Origin of the sequence: Telluribacter sp., from assembly GCF_035998675.1 — a bacterium.
Lineage (GTDB): Bacteria > Bacteroidota > Bacteroidia > Cytophagales > Spirosomataceae > Telluribacter.
Genome location: NZ_DASYHI010000020.1, coordinates 463618 through 483643, shown reverse-complemented (window position 1 = coordinate 483643; position 20026 = coordinate 463618). Strand labels below are relative to the sequence as shown.

Genomic DNA, 20026 nt, shown 5'->3' with positions numbered 1-20026 from the left:
GAAACGGGGAAGGGGGTTTCTGTTAGATAATAACAAAAGGCTTGGGACTGAAGCAGAGTACAAACACCAGCAGGGCCAGGCAACCCAGCAAAATCCGGGTTTTGCCCAGGGGTTCATTCTCCTCCGTTTCGGGATGGTAGATGCCCAGGATACGGCCCAGGATGAAGATAAACGGCAGAAAGCCTGGATACCCTTCCCACTCGGGTCTTAGAAATACCAGTGCAAACTGTACTACCACTACCATCAGGCTCAGCATCAGGGCCGTGCGTGCATTCTCGCTGATTCGTCGCAGACAGATGTACAGGAAATAGATATAAAAGAACAGGTAGGCCATCAGCGTAAAGAAATCTTCGTCGTTGGGTACTCCGAATTCTTCCGGACGAAACAGGCCCAGGCCGGCATAGGTCGCAAAAATAACAAAAAGGGTAGGGGCAATCAGGTCAAAGCGTTTTTTGCCCAGCAGTCCGTATAAAATGTGTCCGCCATCCAGCTGTCCGATGGGGATAAGGTTGAGGGACGTAAAGAATAAGGCCAGGTAACCCGCAAAGAGGTAGGGGTAATGAATGATTTCGTTGGGATGGGGTACGAGCGCCGGGTCCGCTACGTAGGTCTTAAAAAACCAGAACAGGATGTTGTCGCCCAGGCGCAGGTTACCGGTGGCATTTTCGTACACAAACTGCGGGTAGCTGATGCCGTAGCGTTCGTATTCGGGGTGAATGGTAAAAATATGTTCGGGGGGAGGCAGGTGAGTAAAACCATACCAGAGTACAAACAGGGCAGCGACAAAACCCGCCAGCGGCCCGGCAATACCAATATCAAAGAACTTCTTACGCGAGCGAACCAGGGTCGTAATCCGGATAAATGCGCCCATGGTACCTATGCTTTGCGTAATACCAAACCAGATGGGTATGTAGTACGGGAGCGTAACCCCTACCTGGTGGGCCTTGGCCGTAAAGTAATGACCAAATTCGTGTACCGTCAGGATAAACAGAAAGGGTAGTGAGAAGTGCAATCCCTGCCAGAACTGGGCCCAACCCATCGGTTTTTCAACGAATACAAACAAGTTTCCGAACATCCACTCGGCTCCGGCCAGGGTAGTGGTAACAAGCGTAAGTACAAAAAGCAGCCCCTGAATAAGGTACGTTCGGGTATTAGGCGACATAATCTTTTAAATAGTCCAGTATGGTGGTTGGTTTCTGGACGTGAATGGTGTGGATGCCTATTTCGGCGGCGGCTCGGATGTTGTCAGCGTTATCATCAAGGAACAAGGTTTCCTCCGCCCGGATGCCCGCTTCTAGCAGTACCTGGTGGTAAATTTCCGGGTCGGGTTTCATAAGCCCCATTTCGTAGGAAAGAAACAGTTTCTCAAAAAGGCCATCAAGGCGGGGTATCCCCGTGGTTGATTCCAGGATCTGATTTACCTCGGCAATATGAATAGAACTGGTATTGCTGAGCAGAAAGAGGCGGTAGCGCTCCTTTAATTTCTGTAATAGTTCGATTCGGGCGGGGGGGATGTCCAGCAGCAGCGCGTTCCAGGCTTTGTTAATGGCAGCATCGTCCCAATGCTCCTGTTTCAGAATTTCCCGCACGTAGGTGCGGAACGCGGCTTCGTCGAGCTTCCCGGTTTCAAACTGCCGGAACAGTTCTTTTTCTTTAAACAACTCAAGTACTTCGGTTTCTTCCTGTCCGCAGAGTTGGGCAAAAGAGCGGGCCGCCAAAGGAACATCAATGTTGATGATTACATCACCCAAATCGAAAATGATATTCTTTATTTTTTCCGGTAAAGCCATGAATAGGGGTTATTCGGGTAAACAGTGGTGGAAATCTTCGGCTACTCAACAACCACTCCCATGGAGCAGAATTTCTCAATTCGCTGATCTATCCTGTCTTCGGGGCTGAGCGCGGAAAGTTCTTTCAGGGTATCCAGAATTACCTTTTTCAGGATTTCGGTCATAACAGCGTGGTCCAGGTGGGCACCACCCAGGGGCTCGGGGACAATGCCATCAATCAGACGGTTATCCTTCATGTCGCGGGCCGTTACTTTCATGGCTTCAGCAGCCTGTTCTTTATAGTCCCAGCTACGCCAGAGAATCGTTGAACAGTTCTCCGGTGAGATAACCGAGTACCAGGTGTTTTCAAGCATCAGAACGCGGTCGCCAATGGCGATACCCAGGGCACCCCCCGAAGCTCCTTCCCCGATAATGATACAGATAACGGGTACCTTGAGCATGAACATCTCTTTGAGGTTACGGGCAATGGCTTCTCCCTGCCCGCGCTCCTCGGCTTCCAGACCGGGAAAAGCACCGGGCGTATCAATGAAGGTTACTATAGGTTTGTTAAACTTCTCGGCGAGTTTCATGAGCCGGAGTGCCTTGCGGTACCCTTCCGGATTAGGCATCCCGAAGTTCCGGTGCTGCCGCTCCTTGGTATTACGGCCCTTTTGCTGGCCGAGCAGCAACATACTTTGTCCGCCTACGTTCGCGAAGCCCCCGATAATAGCCGGATCGTCGCGGATCTGACGGTCGCCGTGCAACTCAATAAACTCATCGCACATCAGTTTAATGTAGTCCTGGGTATAGGGGCGGTCGGGGTGGCGGGAAAGCTGTACGCGCTGCCAGCGGGTCAGGTTTTCAAATATCTCTTTGCGGAGGGTAATGATACTTTTTTCGAGCGAAGAGGTAGCCGTCGAAACGTCCACGTTGTTTTCTTCGGCCAGTTTCTTCATTTCGGCGAGCTTGGATTCCAGCTCGGCGATGGGTTTTTCAAAATCGAGATACGTTCTCATAATGCTAATTCGTCCAATATAGATAGGTTCGACGGTCCAACGCTTCGGTGGTCCAAAGCGTCGGACCGTCGATTATAAGTCAAAAGTTTGTCCCCGCTCAGGGATTAGCACATCATTATAGCCTTTGCTTTGCAGGTTTTCCTGAAAATTAATCATGCTCTGATGCTCTCCGTGCACCAGAAATACTTTTTTTAACCGGCTGGCATCCTGCGAATTTACAAAACCCAGCAGGTCGTTGAGGTCGCCGTGGCCGCTAAATACGTCAATTTTTTCAATATTCGCCAAGACCGGAAACTGCTTGCCTTTAATGGTGATGGTATCCTGTCCGTTCAGCAGTCGCCAGCCCAGGGTACCTTCGGAGGCGTAACCAATCATCAGAATAGTAGCATACGGATTGCCAATGTTGGCGGCTACGTGCTGCTCCACGCGCCCCCCCTGCACCATTCCCGACGAGGAAATAATAATGCACGGCTCGTTGTAGTTGGAAACGGCCCGGCTGGCATCAGTACTTTCCAGATAAATCAGGTTTTCAAAGTCAAAAAGCATATCGTTTTCTTCCTTGAACTCCCGCGCTTCCTTATTCATCAGCCGTACGTGTTTCTGGTACACCTTGGTACTGCCATAGCCCAGCGGACTATCCGTAAATACCTTGATGGGCGGTAGGTTATGCTCCACGTAGAGCCGGTTCAGGGTATACAGCAGCGCCTGGGTGCGCCCCACACTGAAGGAAGGAATAATCAATCGGCCCGGTATTTCGACGCAGGTCCGGTTAATTACATCGGCCAGGGCAGCCTCGGGCGTTCGCTTGTCTTCGTGCAGCCGGTTGCCGTAGGTACTTTCACAAATCAGGTAATCAACCTGTGGTATGGGCTGTGGGTCAGGCAGGAGTGGGTAGTTTTTTCGTCCAATATCACCCGAAAAGCAAAGCGTTTTTTTCTCGCCGTTCTCCCAGGTTTCCACCACAATATGGGCGGCCCCCAGCAGGTGTCCCGCTGTAATGTAGGTAACGGCAATGTGGTCGGCAATTTTGTAGCGTTGGCCGAAGGCCACGGGTACAAAGTTATCCAAGGCTTCGTTTACCTGTTTTTCCAGGAAAAAATCCTTCGGTACATTTTTCGCTTTCTTCCCCCGTCGGCGGGTACCGGCTCCATTTTGGGCGTTCAGCTTTTTCTGGTGCAGCATAGCCGCATCTTTCAGGAGCAGGGCCGCCAGACCAAAGGTGGGGTCGGTGCATACTACCCGTCCTTCAAAGCCTTCCTTATACAGGTTCGGGATGTTTCCGGAGTGGTCAATGTGAGCGTGGGTAAGAAGAACGGTGTTTATCAGGGAAGCATCAAAGGGGAAAACACTTTTTTGTTGTTGATAAAGTACTTCTTTTTCTTTTGAGTCCAGGTCAAAGTCGGAGCCACAGTCAATCAGGACACGGTAATCATCTACTTCCAGAAGATACATGCTACCGGTTACCTGTCGGGTGGCTCCCCAAAATGTCAATTTCATAGAAAATTTATGCAGTAATCAGGTCTTTTTCTGCTATTAGCCAAAAGCTTTAACATCAAACGCCTTTCATTTGTTACGATAGTATAATTCAGGCAAAAGTACCAAAAACAGGACAGTTTACCCCATGTTTTACGGGGACTGGCACGAAAAACGTGCAACAGGTGCTGTAAAGTGCAATATTACGCTCAGATAAGATGAATCAGCTTAGTCTTTTTCTTTGGCTACTATTGGTGGGCCTGGTCCCACCACCATCCCTTGATTCGGCAGCTGTAAACCAGTTTACGGATGCGGTGGTGGAGTTGCAGAACAGCGAACTGATGCAGTACGGTGTGCTGTCGGTTTGTGTCAAAAATGTAAACGATGGCAAAATTATTGCCGCCCTGAATCAGCAGCAGTCTTTGCCGTCGGCTTCTACGCTTAAGCTGGTTACCACAGCAACGGCGCTTTCGGTGCTGGGAGGAGATTTCAGGTACCAGACTTTTTTGGAGTACGACGGACAGATTGACAACGACACCCTGCGGGGGAACCTGTACCTGCGCGGTACCGGCGACCCTTCCCTGGGCAGTGACCGTTTTAAAGGCTATCCCGACGACGAGGCCTTGCTCCGGCGCTGGAAAGAAGTCGTACGCAAGGCCGGTATCCGCTACGTGCAGGGGCAGGTGGTGGCCGACGCCAGTTACTTCGACGACCAGCCACTGGCCGATAGCTGGATTTGGGGCGATGTAGGCAATTACTACGGGGCCGGAGTCCAGGGGCTGAATTTTACCGAAAATCAGTACCGGGTGTACTTCAAGCCGGGCCAAAACCTGGGCGACCCCACCGAAGTACTCTATTCCACGCCCGCCTTACCTTACCTCACCTTTACCAACCGCGTCACGACCGGGGAGTCCGGCTCGGGCGATCAGGTGATAATTTATTCCAGTCCTACCAGTAACGGGGCCCGGCTGACCGGTACCGTACCCCGCGGAGTTTCGTCTTTTTCGGTCAGGGGCGCACTTCCCGACGCGGCCTTCTACGCCGCCTATGCGCTTCAGCAAAGTTTAATCAGAGACTCCATCGGGGTAGCCGGAGAACCCCTGGTACTTAACGAAACGCCCAGCCAGCCGCTTACCAGGGTCACCCTGGATACCTATACATCCCCCTATTTACGGGATATTTGCCAGCAAACCAACTGGTGGAGCATCAATCTGTACGCCGACGCCTTGCTAAAAACAACTTCCAAAAAATTGACGGAACGTTCGGACTTTGAGAGTGCGACCGAGGCGGTGGCCAACTACTGGAAAGGTCGCGGCGTAGATACCGGGGGCTTTTTTATCAAGGATGGGAGCGGGCTTTCACCCTCCGGTTCCCTGACCACCCATAACCTGACGGATATTTTGAATGCCGTGGCTAAGGATAAGAATTTTAATGATTTTTACCGAAGCATTGCCGTTATGGGGCAAACGGGTACGGTTCGGAATCTGGGGAAGGGCAGCCGGGCGGCGGGCAATCTTCGGGCGAAAAGTGGGAGTATTGAGGGGAGCCGCGCCTACGCGGGCTACGTAACTACCCGCTCCGGCGAGCGGCTCAGTTTTTCTATCATTGCCCACAAATACCAGCCTGACAACAGCCGGGCCATCGGGCAGGAACTGGTGAAACTGATGCTTTTACTGGGCAATATTTAAAGACTCTCCCAGCGTAAGTACCCTGGGAGAGCGGAGCCAATTAGCTTAGTTTCTCCAGCACCAGGTTGTGGTTGGTATAAATACACAGGTCGGCGGCGATGGAAAGTCCTTCCCGGACCATTTCTTCGGCCGAAAGCTGGGAGGCGTGTTTTTTCAGGGCCAGGGCGGCCGATAGGGCAAAGTTTCCACCCGAGCCGATGGCGGCAATGCCATTTTCGGGCTCCAGTACATCGCCCGTTCCCGAAATAACCAGAATCTCGTCCTTACCGGCCACAATCATCATGGCTTCCAGTTTGCGCAGGTAGCGGTCGGTGCGCCAGTCTTTGGCCAGCTCAATAGCGGCGCGTTTCATGTTGCCGCCGTAGCCGTTGAGTTTTTCTTCAAATTTTTCCAGCAGCGTAAAGGCATCCGCCGTGGAGCCGGCAAAGCCAGCCAGTACCTTACCCCCGTGCAGGGTGCGTACTTTCCGGACATTACTTTTGGCTACGGTATTTCCCATGGTAGCTTGTCCATCCGCGCCCAGGGCAACGGTACCATTGTGCAGTACTCCGAGGACGGTAGTTGCGTGAATTTTTTCCATAAATCCTGGTTAAACAATAAAGGCAATTTACAACTCAGCGCCGAACTTTTGTTGAGTCAGCGCCGAATTGTAAATATAACTGGAAACCGGGGGGGAACGTTCAGGTGCCGGAGGTACCTGTCCACCTGCGAAACCTGGGTAGTTGCGTTAGCCGGTAAGGTTCAGGAGTATAGGTACTTGGGTACCGGTACCATCCGGGTTTTACATTTCGTCGGCACTCGGCCCATAGGGACCCGGAATGGGGATATCCAGTAAGCGTAGATACACGCCCAGCTGAGCCCGGTGGTGAGCATTCTGGCCAAAAGCATGGCGGATGGCTTCCCACCGCTGCATTTCCAGGTAAATCACGTTACCCGAGCAGAGTTGCCAGGTGTCAGTAAGTACATCATCCGAGGCATTTGCCAGCGCGTTTTGTGCCAGGTCTACGCATTCATTAAAGCGAGCCAGCAGCGCCTCTGCGTTAGGAAAGTCGGCAGGACTGTAAGGCTCATCGGCAAAATCCCACTTGTTACGTTCGAGCGCAAACTGAATCATCAGCGGGATTTCGGCCAAGTGCGTGGCCAGGGACTTGATGATCATGCTTTTGGGGTGAGGCTGCCAATCCATTTTATCGGCGGGTACTATCGCCAGCATCCGGCGGGTTTCTTTGGCTTCGTCGGCTAATTCTCTCTGGAAAGCTTCAATAAATGAAATCATAGGTAGTTGTTTTTTTGGTGAACGGTACAAAGGTCAGGTACCCCCGTGACAACCCTATGTCAGCAGACTTTGAGAAATTCTGAGCCGTATCTTTTCCAGTTTTTCCAATACCAGCGCATTCAGTTCCTCGGGTTCCACTATTTCGGCCACTTCCCCCAACAGCAGGTACCAGTGGGCGAATCCAGGGAGGGAAGCCGTTAAAAACGTCATCTCAATCTGGTCACCGATTTCGGTCTGGGATATAAAACCGTGGTAGTACTGCTGGTCGCACAGGTACTGGTAGGAGGTTTTTTCCAGGCGTATCACTACCTTCTGCACCGATTTCTGCTGGGATGTTTCCTCGATAAAGTTCTGGAGGGAAGGGTGGCGGGTCGAAAAGCGCTCCTCCAGAACCTGAATGGACTGAACCCGGTCCAGCCGGAAATTACGATAACTGGCCCGGAGCCTACAAAAAGCAATAAGGTACCAGTAGGGGCCATTGGAATAAATACCTATGGGTTCGAGGTCGCGCGAGGAGGATTGGAGCGTTTTGGTGGAGTAATACGCAATCCGGACCAGGTACCTGTTCAGAATACAATTCAGAATTTGTTCTATATAAAGATTTTTGTGCCGGTCTTTGGGCAGGTACTTATTGTCAAGTACTTCAATGTAGTTCGTAATGTCATCCAGCAGCTCTTTTTCATTGGTGCGCAAAACGGCTTTTATCTTGAAAAGTGCCGACTGGTAGGACTGCCGGGTTGTAGAGTCGGTTAGCTTTTGGACCAGTTTTCCGGCCGTTACAAATGACATGGCCTCTTCCCGGGTGAAGTGTACGGGTGGTAGCCGGTACCCTTCTACGAGCGAGTACCCCACACCGGCCTCGCTGATGAGGGGCAGTCCGGCCAATTCCAGGGTGCGGATGTCGCGGTAAACGGTACGTAAACTGATTCCAAACCGGTCGGCGATTTCCTGCGATTTTACAATCCGTTTGGACTGCAACTGAATCAGGATGGAGGTGAGTCGGTCAAGGCGGTTCATGGTAGCAGGAAAAAAGGGCCGGATGGATAATAGTACTTACTGGTTTAAAGCTACACAAAAAAGGAGCGACAGCTTAGCCGACGCTCCTTTTTTATGAACTATATGATTGGGCTTAAACCAACATGCTCATTGGTTCTTCGAGCAGTTTCTTTACCGTCTGCAGGAAGGCAGAGCCGGTAGCTCCGTCCACGACGCGGTGATCGCAGGACAGGGTCACCTTCATGATATTGACGGGATACACCGAGCCATCTTCCTTAAATTCGGCTACCTTCTTAATGGTACCTACCGCCAGGATACAGGCATCGGGCGGGTTAATAATGGCCGTGAACTCATCAATGCCAAACATACCCAGGTTGGAGATGGAGAAGGTATTGCCTTCCCAGTCTTTGGGCTGCAGCTTCTTGTCTTTGGCCTTACTGGCAAATTCTTTCACTTCCCCCGAAATTACGGAGAGTGTTTTCTTGTCGGCATCACGTACTACAGGTACCAGCAGGCCTTCTTCCACGGCTACGGCTACACCTACATTGACATATTTGTAACGGCGTATTTTGTCGCCCAGCCAGGCCGAGTTAACCGCTGGATGCTGTTTCAGGGCAACGGCGCAGGCCTTGATAACCATGTCGTTGAAGGAAATCTTGGCCGGACTTACCTCGTTCAGTTTGGGGCGCAGCTCCATGGCCTTATCCATGTTTATTTCCATGGTCAGGTAGAAGTGCGGTGCGGTAAAGAGGCTATCGCTCAGGCGACGGGCAATCGTCTTGCGCATCTGCGATACCGGTATGTCTTCGTAGTCGCCCACGGGCTCGGGAGCAGCGGCGGGCGCTTTGGCTTCGGTTTGTTTGGGTTCTTCAGCGGCGGGTGCGGCTTTGGCGGAAGGTACAAAGCTGTCGACGTCGCGTTTTACGATGCGACCGTTATCACCACTGCCTTCCACCTTGCTTATATCAATTCCTTTTTCTTCGGCTAGTTTACGGGCCAGGGGTGAGGCTTTGATACGGTCTGAATCATTGGCCGAAACCGTTTCTTTGGAAGACTCATGGGTAGAAGGTACTTCGGATACTTTACTGGCAGTATCCGTAATGTCTTCCACTTGTTCGTCAGATCCTTCGCCATTTTCTCGGGCCAGCAGGGCTTCAACGTTGGCACCTTCTTCGCCAATAACGGCAATAATACCGTTAACGGGTACTGCTTCGCCTTCCTTGACGCCGGTATACAGCAGGGTACCTTCTTCGTAGGCATCCAGTTCCATCGTAGCCTTATCGGTTTCGACTTCGGCCAGAATATCACCCGACTTAACTTTATCACCTACCTTCTTCTGCCACGACACCAGCGTACCCTCTTCCATGGTATCGCTCATCTTGGGCATGCGCACTACCGTAGCGTTTATCTTTTCGGCCGGTGCGGCAGGTTTGGACTCCTTCTTAGGAGCCGGGGAGGCGTCATTGGAAGTAACTTTTTCTTTCTCCTGCTTTACTTCCTCTACGGGTTCTTCTTTTTTAGAACTGCCGTTGCTTCCACCGCCATCCAGCAGTGCTTTATAATCTTCTCCCTGCTTTCCAACTACCGCAATAATTCCGTTGATAGGGACAGAAGCTCCTTTTTCTACGCCAATATAAAGAAGGGTACCTTCCTCATACGATTCAAGGTCCATGGTCGCTTTGTCGGTTTCAACTTCGGCGATTACATCGCCTGATTTTATTTGATCACCCACTTTTTTGTGCCATTCGGCAATGACACCTTCTTCCATGGTGTCGCTCATCTTGGGCATACGGATTGCTTCTGCCATATTACTTCGGTAGTATATTTAGATTCAGGAGTTTTGGTATTAATCAGCCAAAAATACAACAAAAGGACGATAAGCACGTCCTTTTGTAATTAAAATTGTCGCCTGGCGGGCGCCTTAGGTAATCTTCAGTACGGCCATGAATGCTTCCTGGGGAATCTCCACGTTCCCCACCTGACGCATCCGTTTCTTTCCTTTTTTCTGTTTTTCAAGCAGTTTTCGTTTCCTCGAAATATCTCCCCCGTAGCATTTCGCCAATACGTCCTTGCGCATGGCCTTTACGGTTTCACGGGCAATGATTTTTTGTCCAATGGCGGCCTGAATGGCAATTTCAAACATCTGGCGGGGAATCAGCTCCCGAAGTTTTTCACATAATTTCTTACCCCACTCGTAGGCTTTGGTACGGTGTACAATGGCCGAAAGGGCGTCTATGCGGTCACCGTTAAGCATGACATCCAGCTTCACCATGTCTGACTCCTCGTAACCGCTTAGTTCGTAGTCAAGCGAAGCGTAGCCGCGCGAGATGGTCTTGAGCCGGTCAAAAAAGTCAAATACTACTTCGGCCAGCGGCATGGTAAACTGTAGTTCCACCCGGTCGGCGGTCAGGTAGATCTGGTTTTTAAGCATGCCGCGCTTGTCCATACACAGGGTCATAATAGCGCCCACGTACTCGGACTTGGAAATGATCTGCGCGTTAATGAACGGCTCTTCGATCCAGTTAATATGGTTGGGCTCGGGCATTTCGGAGGGCGCGCTTACTTTCAGCAATTCGTCTTTGGTGTTGATCACATTGAACTGTACCGATGGTACTGTCGTGATCACAGTCATGTCAAATTCGCGCTCCAGACGCTCCTGTACAATTTCCATGTGCAGCATACCCAGAAACCCGCATCGGAAACCAAAACCCAGCGCCATCGACGTTTCGGGTTCCCACACCAGGGCCGCGTCGTTGAGCTGCAATTTTTCCATAGCATCGCGCAGGTCTTCGTATTCGGTAGTATCCACGGGATAAATACCCGCAAAAACCATGGGTTTCACTTCCTCAAATCCCTTGATCATAGTAGTCGAAGGACGATGAATGTGCGTAAAAGTATCACCGACTTTTACCTCGCGCGCTACTTTAATTCCCGATATCAGGTACCCTACGTCTCCGCACTCCACTACGTCCTTGGGTTGTTTCTGCAGGCGGAGGGTTCCAATCTCGTCGGCAAAGTACTCTTTGCCGGTCGCCATAAACTTTACTTTATCTCCTTTCCGGACGCTGCCGTTCTTGATCCGGAAAATTACCTCGATTCCCCGATAGGAGTTAAAAACTGAATCAAAGATAAGGGCCTGGAGCGGTGCCTCGGGGTCCCCTTTTGGGGCCGGCACCCGGTGTACTATGGCGTGCAGGATTTCTTCAATACCGATACCTTCCTTGCCACTGGCGTGGATGATTTCGTCGCGGTCACAGCCGATGAGGTCTACGATCTGGTCCGTTACTTCTTCCGGCATGGCACCGGGCAGGTCTATCTTGTTCAGGACCGGAATAATAACCAGGTTATGATTAATGGCCAGGTACAGGTTTGAAATGGTCTGGGCTTCGATTCCCTGGGCGGCATCCACCAGCAGCAGCGCGCCTTCGCAGGCTGCAATGGAACGGGACACTTCGTACGAAAAGTCCACGTGGCCGGGTGTGTCGATCAGGTTGAGTGTGTATTGCTCGCCATCGAGCAGGTAGTCCATCTGGATCGCATGACTCTTGATGGTAATACCGCGCTCCCGCTCCAGGTCCATGTCGTCCAGGAGTTGAGCCTGCATTTCACGATTCGTTACGGTTTTGGTAAATTCCAGCAAACGGTCCGCCAGGGTACTTTTACCGTGGTCAATATGCGCTATTATGCAAAAATTGCGAATGTTTTTCATGTAGGTATTAGCCCTAACCCCCAAGGGAAGTTTATAAGTAGTAACAGGGGTTCTTTATTTTTAAGGATACAAAATTACAAGCCTTGCGGGGATTATTACAGATTATCCCTTTTATTTTAACAGGAGAACCTCTCTCCGGCTTTGTAACGTAGCGGTGGGGCAATCTGTTACATTTCGCTTACCCACTTCATCATCAGGGCCGTCAGGTACCCGGCATAAGTACCCACCGCGTAGCCCAGGATCGCGAGCAATACCCCGACCGGTGCCAGGGAAGGATGAAAAGCCGCCGCTACTACCGGTGCCGAGGCCGACCCGCCCACGTTGGCCTGACTACCTACCGCCGCAAAAAAGAAAGGTATTTTAAGCAACCAGGCCACGCCAATAATAAAAGCAGCGTGAATAAGCATCCAGATGAGGCCAATGGCAAATAAGCCGGGATTGTCGGCTACGGCCCCCAGGTCCATCTGCATCCCGATGGTAGCGACCAGGACGTACAAAAATACGCTTCCCATTTTGGAGGCACCCACGTGTTCCAGTCTCCGCAGAGGCGTGAGCGACAGCATGATACCCATAAAGGTAACCAGCGCTACAATCCAGAAAAAAGTAGAGGTCAGGCTGTACTTAGCCAGGTCGGGATAGTTGGTGGCCAGGTAGGGTACTATCTGCTCCGAAAGCCAGTGGGCCAGTCCGGTGGCACCGAAGCCTACCGCGCCGAGGTATATCAGATCGCGGGTGGCCGGAATACGTTGGTTGGTCAATTCAATTTCTTCCAGGCGTTTCTGAATATGGACAATGTGGCCGCTGTTAGCCCGAAGTACCTTGTCAATGCGGGTCGTGTAGCCGGCGGCATATATCAGAGCCGCCATCCACAGCTCCGCCACCAGTACATCCACCGCCACTACCTGCGAAAACAACCGGTCGCTGGGGGTAAATACCTCGCGCAGGGCCGTTTGGTTAGCTCCGCCGCCAATCCAGCTACCGGCGATGGTAGCCAGGCCGCGCCAGACGGCCTCCGGTCCTTCGCCACCCACGGTTTCGGGACTGAAAAGACTGACGAGCCAGAGCGCTACGGGCCCACCCAGCATAATTCCCACCGTACCGGCAAACATCATTATCAAAGCCTGCGGACCTAATTTGCGCAGGGAAGGCCAGTCCATCCCCAGCGTGAACAGAACCAGACAGGCAGGCAGGAAGTACCTAGACACCACGGGGTACAGCTGTGAGGTAGTTCCGTTAATAACCCCCAGGGAGTTAAGTACCCCCGGAATAAAGTAACAGAGCAACAGGGGAGGTACTACACCATAAAAGCGTTGCCAGCCGCGCTGCGGCAGGGAAGCGGTATAGAATACCAGCGCCAGTACCAGCATCAATATGCCCAGTACCGTTGCGTCATTCTGAATCATACGTTGGTTTTTGGTGAGAGGTAGCAGCTGTTAGCTTTCAAGGTACCTGAAGAAATAATTCGGGAAATATTTCTTATAATACCTTTATTTGTGGCGCAAGATAGGCAAAGAATCAGACTTGATGCCAGCGCAGGTAGCGGCAAAAGCCGGAAAGGGGATAAAATAAAAACACGCAGGTTTCAAAATGAACCCGCGTGTCAAATTACACTTCATCAACAAACTAAAAACCAAATAAAACTTTTGCGATTATTCTCGCTTGTCAAGTTTTTCAGAGCTGTAGGAGGGGGAGTCGAACCACCCAAGGTGCGGTTAGCTACGATACAAAGAGTTGGTGGTCAACCCCAGTCAGCCAAAGGCCGACGTTATACCGCGTTTTTCCCGTTCTCACCACCCCCGAGACAGGAGGGCATGGCTGCCAGTTTCATCATCCTACAGTATAGTCAAAAAACGCTGTCACTTCCCGTCCGATGCTTGTTCTTTCGCTGAATTGACAATACAAATGTATAGGACAAAGCTGAAAAATTAAAATAATTGCAGTAAAATTTCTTAAAATTTAGATAATTTTCAATTTTTGTACCGTTACATTAGAATATCCACAAAATGGAGAGCAAAAATGAACAAAAATTTAGAAATTGATAATACCGACTTGCGCATACTGGCTTTACTCATGGAAAACGCGGGTTTGCCGTATACCGAAATCGGAAAAAGAGTATTTGTGTCGGGCGGAACCGTGCATGTACGCATGAAAAAAATGGAGCAGATGGGAATTGTAAAAGGCTCCCAACTTATCATTGACCCGGCCAAACTCGGCTGGGACATCAGCGCCTTTCTGGGTATTTATCTGGATAAAAGCTCCCTGTACGAAGAGGTGGCCGAGCAACTCGAACGGATTCCCGAAGTGGTCAATATTCATTACACAACGGGTATTTACAGCATATTTGCCAAAATTGTCTGTCGGGATACCGAACACTTGCGCGAAGTACTGCACGATAAAATTCAGCGGGTACAGGGCATTCAGCGTACCGAAACCTTCATTTCGCTGGACGAACGTATCAATCGGTCCATTCCGCTGGGGGAGGAGTAATGGGCTGGGGAGAATAAATTTTTTCGGTTTTGGGTTTTTATATGCCGGAATCTTATATATTTGTGTAGTAACTGGTGAATCAATTATGGAAAATAACGGAAGTAACGAATACGTACGGGGTACCTTAAAGACCATTGTCCTGAATCTTTTGGCGGAGCGGGGCCGGATGTACGGCTATGAAATAACGCAGGAAGTGAAAGAACGCACGGATGGGAATATAACCCTGACCTTTGGTGCGCTGTATCCGGTGCTGCACAAGCTTGAGCAGGAAGGACACCTGCTGACCGAGTCGGAAGCGGTGGATGGCCGGTTGCGCAAGTACTATACCCTCACGACCCTGGGAAGTGAAACCGCCCAGACCAAAACCCACGAACTGGAAAAGTTTATGGAAGCCATGAAATTATTACTCAAACCAGCCCGGCTTTCGGTTGAATAGCGGCGCGGCCCAAAAAATGATAAACTATTTCCACACTACACTACTATATACCCATGAAATCGCTCAATGAAAATCGCCTGAACGAGCTTCGTCGCCATTTGGAAAAAAGTGGTACAGAATCGGCGTTTTTACCCGAACTGCTGGACCACCTGGCCTGCGAGGCGGAGGAGCGGCTTTGGGAAGGTGATCCATTCGAGCTTGTTTTGCAGGATTTGGTCCAGGAGGCCGACCCGCTGGTACTTACTCACCTGCAAATTGAAAGAAAGCACTGGCTTGCTTCGGATGCCTCACTGACCGATATCGTGTTTGAAAACCGGAACCAACTCTACGGAGCGTATGTCCTTCGCCGGGAGTACCCCGGCCATGTTATGATCGCTACCTTACTGGGCTTAATGCTATTCTGGGTTATATGTCTTTTGCCCGCCCTGTGCCACTACTTTTTTGCCTAATCACACTCTTTATTTTTCCAGATAATTTTATTGCTACTCCTGAATATTCCCGGGCGGTAATAACCGTGTGCGTGAATTTTTTTATTTCTTTGTATTATTCAAGTTGAAAACTAATCATGATGGCAGTATTTGTCGGTTTTAACCGAGTCGGGCTGCCCCGTTTTACCCTTTTCTGATACATGTATTGCATAGTGGATATTGAAACGACCGGTGGAGTAAAAGGCCCTACGCGTATTATTGAAGTAGCTATTTATCGTCACGATGGTCAACAGGTAGTTGATTCGTTTCAATCCCTGGTTAATCCGGAAACCTTTATTCCTCCCTTTATTTCCAGACTAACGGGTATCGAAGACAAAATGGTCAAGGATGCCCCTACCTTTGCCGAAATCGCCGACCCGGTTCGTTCCCTTACCCAGGATGCCTGGTTTGTGGCCCATAACGTAAGTTTTGATTACAATTTCATAAAAAAAGAATTTCTGTGGCTGGATGAGTACTACCAGCGCGATCAGTTGTGCACCGTTCGGCTTAGCCGACGTATTTTCCCCGGGTTTAAGTCCTATAGCCTGGGCAATCTATGCCAAAGTCTTGCTATAAATGTAAAGGATCGCCACCGGGCCGCGGGCGACGCGGAGGCCACGGTAACGCTTTTTGAAATGCTCCTCCGCCACGACCACCAGCGTCTGATTCCGAAAGATACCGAACCTACTCTCCTTTAACCAAAGAAGCCCTCCCCGCACCGGGGAGGGCTTCTGATTGGTAGCCTGTCTACAAGTACCTATTTTTTGGCCGTCCGTACTCTTTTAATAGTTACCGGTACGCATACTTCGGCCGGGCAGCAGTTGCCGTCTTCCACCACTATGGGGCAGCAGGCTCCGGTGGAGCAACTGACGTTGGTGGCGGTAAATGTGTAGCTACCGGGTTCGGTTACTTTAAGGGTAGCGGCGTTGGCACCCGGCACAGGAACTGCGTTTTTGAACCATTGAATATTGGTATAGGAAGCCGGGATACTCAGCTCCACCGCCTGTCCCGAACAAAGCTGGATAGGCGCACCCGTACAATCCATGTCCTGGTCATCTTCCTCAGGAATATCATTATCGGGTACCGAATTCACGTCTTCCTGGTCGGCTTTGGAAACTTCCGCTATGTAGTACTGTACCCCCGTGGCTACTACCCTGGCGGTGTAGGTCATTGCGACCGAGTCACCCACGGCCAGGGAACCTACCGTCCAGGTACCTCCGTTATAAGTACCCTGATTAGCCGACGACTTCATCATTTCCAGTCCCGAAGGCCAGCTGTGTTTTACTTCTACCCCCGTTGCATCGTCGGGGCCACTATTCTTTACTACTACGGTTATGGTAACCACGTCATCAACGGCAGGTAGTTTGTTGTCAAGTCGGGAGGTTAAGGACAGGTCAATCATTTTGGTTGGTACCTTACATTCCGCGGCGGCTCCCAGCGTTTGAACAAACTGTTCGAGGGGCTGTACATTACCTCCGGGTTGCTGACCCGAGCGGGAATAAAAGCTACACTCCACGTTGAGGGAATAAGCGTTGTAGGCTGCGGCCACGAAGGGATCATTTTTTTCCAATACCGAAACCGGACCCGTACAACCAGCGCTCTGGAAAGTAAACAACGCCACCGGAGTACCCGAGGTAAAGGCTCCGTAGTTGGTTTCGCCGGGTACTTTTCCGATAGCACAGTACCGGAAGTCCTTGTCGTAGGTTTGGCTGGCAAAGTTCGGTTGGGTTACCGGGTCACCGAGTTTGGTTTGGGTTTTGGTCCAGACACCATTCACGTCCTTCATGTTTTTCATCACAAAGTCCGTGGGTATTTTCAGCGTGACCTGGGCCGTACTTCCCGTTTCGTCGGCGCTGCTGTTGTGCTGGTTGGGGGTATTGTATTGAGGTACCACCCATACCGTGTAGGTTTGGGTAGATTGGTCAAAGGTGATCTGGTACTTCACCTGGTTGGTGGATAGCTGGGCATAGGAGGTTAAGGCTCCCATTATCAGTAAACCAGCAATAGCTACTAGTGTGGTGAATTTTTTCATTTAGCAAATAAGTAAAAAATGGACCAGGGCCTTTTCTTCCAGTGCGGGAATCGGTTTGCCAATTTGTTTTTATGGGTTATTTATTTGGTCAGCCGGAAGTGGAAAATTTTATCCGCTCCCGGCTGACCGGTTTTACTAATTTGGTAGTTGCTCCTGAAGAATGAAGTTGTTCTCCTTCAGGACGTTGCCAGGGTGGTTCTTAATGATATTCTGGTAAATAAATTCAATATCATTGGAAGTACCCTGGAAGATCACCTCCCCGTTCATGTTCACGTCGCCGGTGTGGTACCCTTTCAGCACGTAGTTCGGGAACTGCAGGTCAGGGGTAGTCTGGGCACCCATCACCTGCGTCGAAATGGTTTCGACGTCGTTACCTGTACCCTGGAATCCTACCTTGCCGTCACTGTTGCTGTTACCCGCCCACATGGCTTTGCCCTGCAGTACGTCAACCTGCGACTGATGAATAGCATTGCTTTTTTCCTTCACGAAGGTAGGCGTTCCGGCCTGGCGGAAATCTACGGTGGCAGGAGTAGCGGTAAAGGCTATGGCCTCTGCGCTCATCACGGCCAGGTGGTTCCGGTGTTTAATGGTCACATAGTAGCTGGCTTCTTTGGTCATGACAAATTCAACGGGTGAGGTACCATCCACGGCAACAATATCACCGTCACGTTGTAGCAGAGCCGAACGGCTAACTACTACTACGGTGGAGTCGTCGGCATTGCGTAGTTCTACAAACACCCAATCCACTATGTCATTGCCCTCGTCGGCCGCGTCAAATACTGCTACGGATGGTACGCTTTCGGCCGCGTCGCCCAGGCCCTGAGCTGGATTCCAGGCCGCATACGGCGAAGCCAGTGGCAGCAGGTTTTTCACCCGCAAATCATCCCGCATCAGCGCGCCTTCGGTAACTCCGTAAAGCGCTCCCTGAAGGTATACCTTTGCCGCCAGTCGGAGGGTATCATTAACCGGCTTGATGGTAATGGAAACGGTGGCTACATTACTGTACGACACGCCGTCGTATACTTTGTAGGTAAAGCTGTCGGCCCCGGTGTAATCCAGCTTAGGCATGTAGGTAAATGAACCATCCGGATTCAAAGTGACAGTACCATTTGAAGTAGACTCCACTATTTCCACGGTCAGTTGCTCGGCGGGAGTATCCTGGTCGGTGTCGTTGGCAAGAATTCCTGGAATAGAAACTTCCAGTTCGGTGTCTTCGTCGGTTTCGTACTTGTCGTTCACAGCCACCGGCGGATCGTTGTAAAGTACCGTTACGGTAGCAAAGTCAGACTCCGTCGTGTAATTTTCAATCAATTCATACACAATAGGCGTTGGGTCGCCGGTAAAGTTTTCAGCGGGTGTAAAGGTCAACTCGCCCGTGCTGGGGTTGTAGGCCCAGGTACCTTCATTTGCCACAACCAGTTCATGTTGCACCTCCACAGTAGTAGTATCCAGGTCTACATCGACGAGCGTAGGAAGGGCAGAGGTAGAGTCGGCCAGTACATCATTTGAAAGTATAGTAAGTACTACGGGGTCACCGGGTTTGGCGAGTTGGGCCAGAACTGTCGGGTCAGGTGCATTGGTATCGTCCTCAGCAACGGGCGGCACTTTTTCGTATTCCACCGTTACGGTTGCCTCATCCCACAAGCCTGATAATGTTTCGGTTAGCTTGTAGGTAATGGGGGTAGGGTTAACAGTGAAGCCGTCTTCGGGATCAAAGGTCAGATCACCCGTGGAAGGATCGTATGTCCAGGTACCCTGGCCCGTTACTACCATCACTATTTTACCGTCCACCTCGGTACTGGAATAAGTACCCGGAACCGGGCCCGATGAAGGTACCTCCACCGAAAGTGACACAGTCACCTGATTAGGCAGGGGAACAGCGCTGTCGCTCAATTTATCATTGGTAAGAATGGCCACCACGGCATTGCTGCCCGGAGCCAGTCCCGATACCAGGTCATCCGTAGCGATAGGTGGGCAATAGGCAGGAGGTCCGTCTACTCCAATGTACTGTTCGAGCGGAACTACGTTACCACCGGCGGGTTGGCCAGAGCGGGAATAAAAGCTGCTCTGGACATGCAGATTGTAGGCCGTCATGGCTGCCGTTACAAAAGGGTCGTCTACCGGCATAATTTCTACTGCACCGGCACAGGCGTTTCCGGTAAAGGAAAACAGCGCTACGGAATCACCGGCGGTGAAAGTTCCGTAGTTGGTTTCCTGGGGGGCTTTGCCTATGGCATAGTATCGGTAAGCACCTGGCGTACCAAAGTTAGCCTGCTCACCCAATTTAGTCGGATTTTTATCCCAGCTGCCTAGGCTGTCGGTTATGGTCAGGATTTCAAAGGCTACGGGTACCCGCAAAGTTACCTGCGCCGTGGAGCCAAATTCCTCGGTAGCGGGGTTGTTGGCGTTGGGCGTATTGTATTGAGGTACCGCCCAAACGGTATACAGCGATTCTTGAGGATCGTAGGAAACCCGGTACTTGACGGTATTGTCCGATACCTGGCTGAAAGCTGTTTTGGTTAGAAAAAATAAGCAAAGAAAAGCTACCAGGGATAGCCGATGGCGGAGTCTATTTAATTTCACAGGAAGGTTTTGTATACAATAGTTCATAATTTATTAGTGGGCTTACGGTACTTTTTAAAGTTTTTGTTTTGGAAAATGAGATTAGTGTGACGTA

17 protein-coding genes are annotated in these 20026 nt (G+C 50.8%); 5 read left to right on the top strand and 12 right to left on the bottom strand.

The features are described from left to right. Positions 1 to 22: 22 nt before the first annotated feature. The 4 genes from VGN67_RS16125 to VGN67_RS16110 all read right to left on the bottom strand — a co-directional run bounded on the left by VGN67_RS16125 (position 23) and on the right by VGN67_RS16110 (position 4282). Positions 23 to 1162, bottom strand: a complete 1140-nt coding sequence (locus VGN67_RS16125; protein ID WP_327487881.1) for a site-2 protease family protein — start codon at positions 1160 to 1162, stop codon at positions 23 to 25. Further along, on the bottom strand, positions 1152 to 1790 hold the full coding sequence (locus VGN67_RS16120) for an HAD family phosphatase (RefSeq protein WP_327487880.1): 639 nt from the start codon (positions 1788 to 1790) through the stop codon (positions 1152 to 1154). The genes VGN67_RS16125 and VGN67_RS16120 overlap by 11 nt, the downstream gene beginning before the upstream one ends. 41 nt (positions 1791 to 1831) lie before the next feature. After that, the gene (locus tag VGN67_RS16115) at positions 1832 to 2785 is read right to left on the bottom strand and encodes an acetyl-CoA carboxylase carboxyltransferase subunit alpha (protein WP_327487879.1); all 954 of its coding nucleotides are present in this window, start codon (positions 2783 to 2785) and stop codon (positions 1832 to 1834) included. Between the two features lie 72 nt (positions 2786 to 2857). Beyond that, positions 2858 to 4282, bottom strand: a complete 1425-nt coding sequence (locus VGN67_RS16110; protein WP_327487878.1) for an MBL fold metallo-hydrolase — start codon at positions 4280 to 4282, stop codon at positions 2858 to 2860. A 194-nt stretch (positions 4283 to 4476) separates the two neighbouring features. On the opposite strand from VGN67_RS16110, the gene dacB reads away from it, so the two are divergent. Next, positions 4477 to 5946, top strand: coding sequence for a D-alanyl-D-alanine carboxypeptidase/D-alanyl-D-alanine endopeptidase (gene dacB / locus VGN67_RS16105; protein ID WP_327487877.1), 1470 nt, complete (start codon positions 4477 to 4479; stop codon positions 5944 to 5946). Between the two features lie 40 nt (positions 5947 to 5986). On the opposite strand, the gene hslV is transcribed toward dacB, so the two are convergent. The 6 genes from hslV to VGN67_RS16075 all read right to left on the bottom strand — a co-directional run bounded on the left by hslV (position 5987) and on the right by VGN67_RS16075 (position 13330). Continuing rightward, the gene (gene hslV, locus VGN67_RS16100; protein ID WP_327487876.1) at positions 5987 to 6526 is read right to left on the bottom strand and encodes an ATP-dependent protease subunit HslV; all 540 of its coding nucleotides are present in this window, start codon (positions 6524 to 6526) and stop codon (positions 5987 to 5989) included. 201 nt (positions 6527 to 6727) lie between these two features. Continuing rightward, positions 6728 to 7222 (bottom strand): DinB family protein, encoded by a 495-nt coding sequence (locus VGN67_RS16095; protein WP_327487875.1) that lies wholly within the window; start codon positions 7220 to 7222, stop codon positions 6728 to 6730. Between the two features lie 54 nt (positions 7223 to 7276). Next, positions 7277 to 8239, bottom strand: a complete 963-nt coding sequence (locus tag VGN67_RS16090) for a YafY family protein (protein WP_327487874.1) — start codon at positions 8237 to 8239, stop codon at positions 7277 to 7279. 112 nt (positions 8240 to 8351) lie between these two features. Next, positions 8352 to 10025 (bottom strand): pyruvate dehydrogenase complex dihydrolipoamide acetyltransferase, encoded by a 1674-nt coding sequence (locus VGN67_RS16085; RefSeq protein ID WP_327487873.1) that lies wholly within the window; start codon positions 10023 to 10025, stop codon positions 8352 to 8354. 114 nt (positions 10026 to 10139) lie between these two features. Continuing rightward, on the bottom strand, positions 10140 to 11927 hold the full coding sequence (gene lepA, locus VGN67_RS16080; protein ID WP_327487872.1) for a translation elongation factor 4: 1788 nt from the start codon (positions 11925 to 11927) through the stop codon (positions 10140 to 10142). 167 nt (positions 11928 to 12094) lie between these two features. Continuing rightward, the gene (locus VGN67_RS16075) at positions 12095 to 13330 is read right to left on the bottom strand and encodes a DUF819 domain-containing protein (RefSeq protein WP_327487871.1); all 1236 of its coding nucleotides are present in this window, start codon (positions 13328 to 13330) and stop codon (positions 12095 to 12097) included. Between the two features lie 613 nt (positions 13331 to 13943). Between VGN67_RS16075 and VGN67_RS16070 the strand changes: the two genes are divergently transcribed. The 4 genes from VGN67_RS16070 to VGN67_RS16055 all read left to right on the top strand — a co-directional run bounded on the left by VGN67_RS16070 (position 13944) and on the right by VGN67_RS16055 (position 16015). After that, on the top strand, positions 13944 to 14414 hold the full coding sequence (locus VGN67_RS16070; RefSeq protein WP_327487870.1) for an Lrp/AsnC ligand binding domain-containing protein: 471 nt from the start codon (positions 13944 to 13946) through the stop codon (positions 14412 to 14414). An 85-nt stretch (positions 14415 to 14499) separates the two neighbouring features. Further along, positions 14500 to 14850 (top strand): PadR family transcriptional regulator, encoded by a 351-nt coding sequence (locus tag VGN67_RS16065; RefSeq protein ID WP_327487869.1) that lies wholly within the window; start codon positions 14500 to 14502, stop codon positions 14848 to 14850. A 53-nt stretch (positions 14851 to 14903) separates the two neighbouring features. Further along, positions 14904 to 15299 (top strand): hypothetical protein, encoded by a 396-nt coding sequence (locus VGN67_RS16060; RefSeq protein WP_327487868.1) that lies wholly within the window; start codon positions 14904 to 14906, stop codon positions 15297 to 15299. Positions 15300 to 15478: 179 nt separating this feature from the next. After that, the gene (locus tag VGN67_RS16055) at positions 15479 to 16015 is read left to right on the top strand and encodes a 3'-5' exonuclease (protein ID WP_327487867.1); all 537 of its coding nucleotides are present in this window, start codon (positions 15479 to 15481) and stop codon (positions 16013 to 16015) included. Positions 16016 to 16074: 59 nt separating this feature from the next. On the opposite strand, the gene VGN67_RS16050 is transcribed toward VGN67_RS16055, so the two are convergent. Continuing rightward, positions 16075 to 17349, bottom strand: a complete 1275-nt coding sequence (locus VGN67_RS16050; protein ID WP_327487866.1) for a DUF11 domain-containing protein — start codon at positions 17347 to 17349, stop codon at positions 16075 to 16077. Between the two features lie 135 nt (positions 17350 to 17484). Then, positions 17485 to 19932, bottom strand: a complete 2448-nt coding sequence (locus VGN67_RS16045; protein WP_327487865.1) for an Ig-like domain-containing protein — start codon at positions 19930 to 19932, stop codon at positions 17485 to 17487. Between the last annotated feature and the right edge of the window lie 94 nt (positions 19933 to 20026).

Coding starts and splice junctions, on each gene's coding strand:
- VGN67_RS16090 (WP_327487874.1), bottom strand. CDS start 8,239: ATGAACCGCCTTGACCGACTCACCTCCATCCTGATTCAGTTGCAGTCC.
- VGN67_RS16060 (WP_327487868.1), top strand. CDS start 14,904: ATGAAATCGCTCAATGAAAATCGCCTGAACGAGCTTCGTCGCCATTTG.
- dacB (WP_327487877.1), top strand. CDS start 4,477: ATGAATCAGCTTAGTCTTTTTCTTTGGCTACTATTGGTGGGCCTGGTC.
- VGN67_RS16065 (WP_327487869.1), top strand. CDS start 14,500: ATGGAAAATAACGGAAGTAACGAATACGTACGGGGTACCTTAAAGACC.
- VGN67_RS16095 (WP_327487875.1), bottom strand. CDS start 7,222: ATGATTTCATTTATTGAAGCTTTCCAGAGAGAATTAGCCGACGAAGCC.
- VGN67_RS16050 (WP_327487866.1), bottom strand. CDS start 17,349: ATGAAAAAATTCACCACACTAGTAGCTATTGCTGGTTTACTGATAATG.
- VGN67_RS16085 (WP_327487873.1), bottom strand. CDS start 10,025: ATGGCAGAAGCAATCCGTATGCCCAAGATGAGCGACACCATGGAAGAA.
- VGN67_RS16110 (WP_327487878.1), bottom strand. CDS start 4,282: ATGAAATTGACATTTTGGGGAGCCACCCGACAGGTAACCGGTAGCATG.
- hslV (WP_327487876.1), bottom strand. CDS start 6,526: ATGGAAAAAATTCACGCAACTACCGTCCTCGGAGTACTGCACAATGGT.
- VGN67_RS16055 (WP_327487867.1), top strand. CDS start 15,479: ATGTATTGCATAGTGGATATTGAAACGACCGGTGGAGTAAAAGGCCCT.
- VGN67_RS16115 (WP_327487879.1), bottom strand. CDS start 2,785: ATGAGAACGTATCTCGATTTTGAAAAACCCATCGCCGAGCTGGAATCC.
- lepA (WP_327487872.1), bottom strand. CDS start 11,927: ATGAAAAACATTCGCAATTTTTGCATAATAGCGCATATTGACCACGGT.
- VGN67_RS16070 (WP_327487870.1), top strand. CDS start 13,944: ATGAACAAAAATTTAGAAATTGATAATACCGACTTGCGCATACTGGCT.
- VGN67_RS16125 (WP_327487881.1), bottom strand. CDS start 1,162: ATGTCGCCTAATACCCGAACGTACCTTATTCAGGGGCTGCTTTTTGTA.
- VGN67_RS16075 (WP_327487871.1), bottom strand. CDS start 13,330: ATGATTCAGAATGACGCAACGGTACTGGGCATATTGATGCTGGTACTG.
- VGN67_RS16120 (WP_327487880.1), bottom strand. CDS start 1,790: ATGGCTTTACCGGAAAAAATAAAGAATATCATTTTCGATTTGGGTGAT.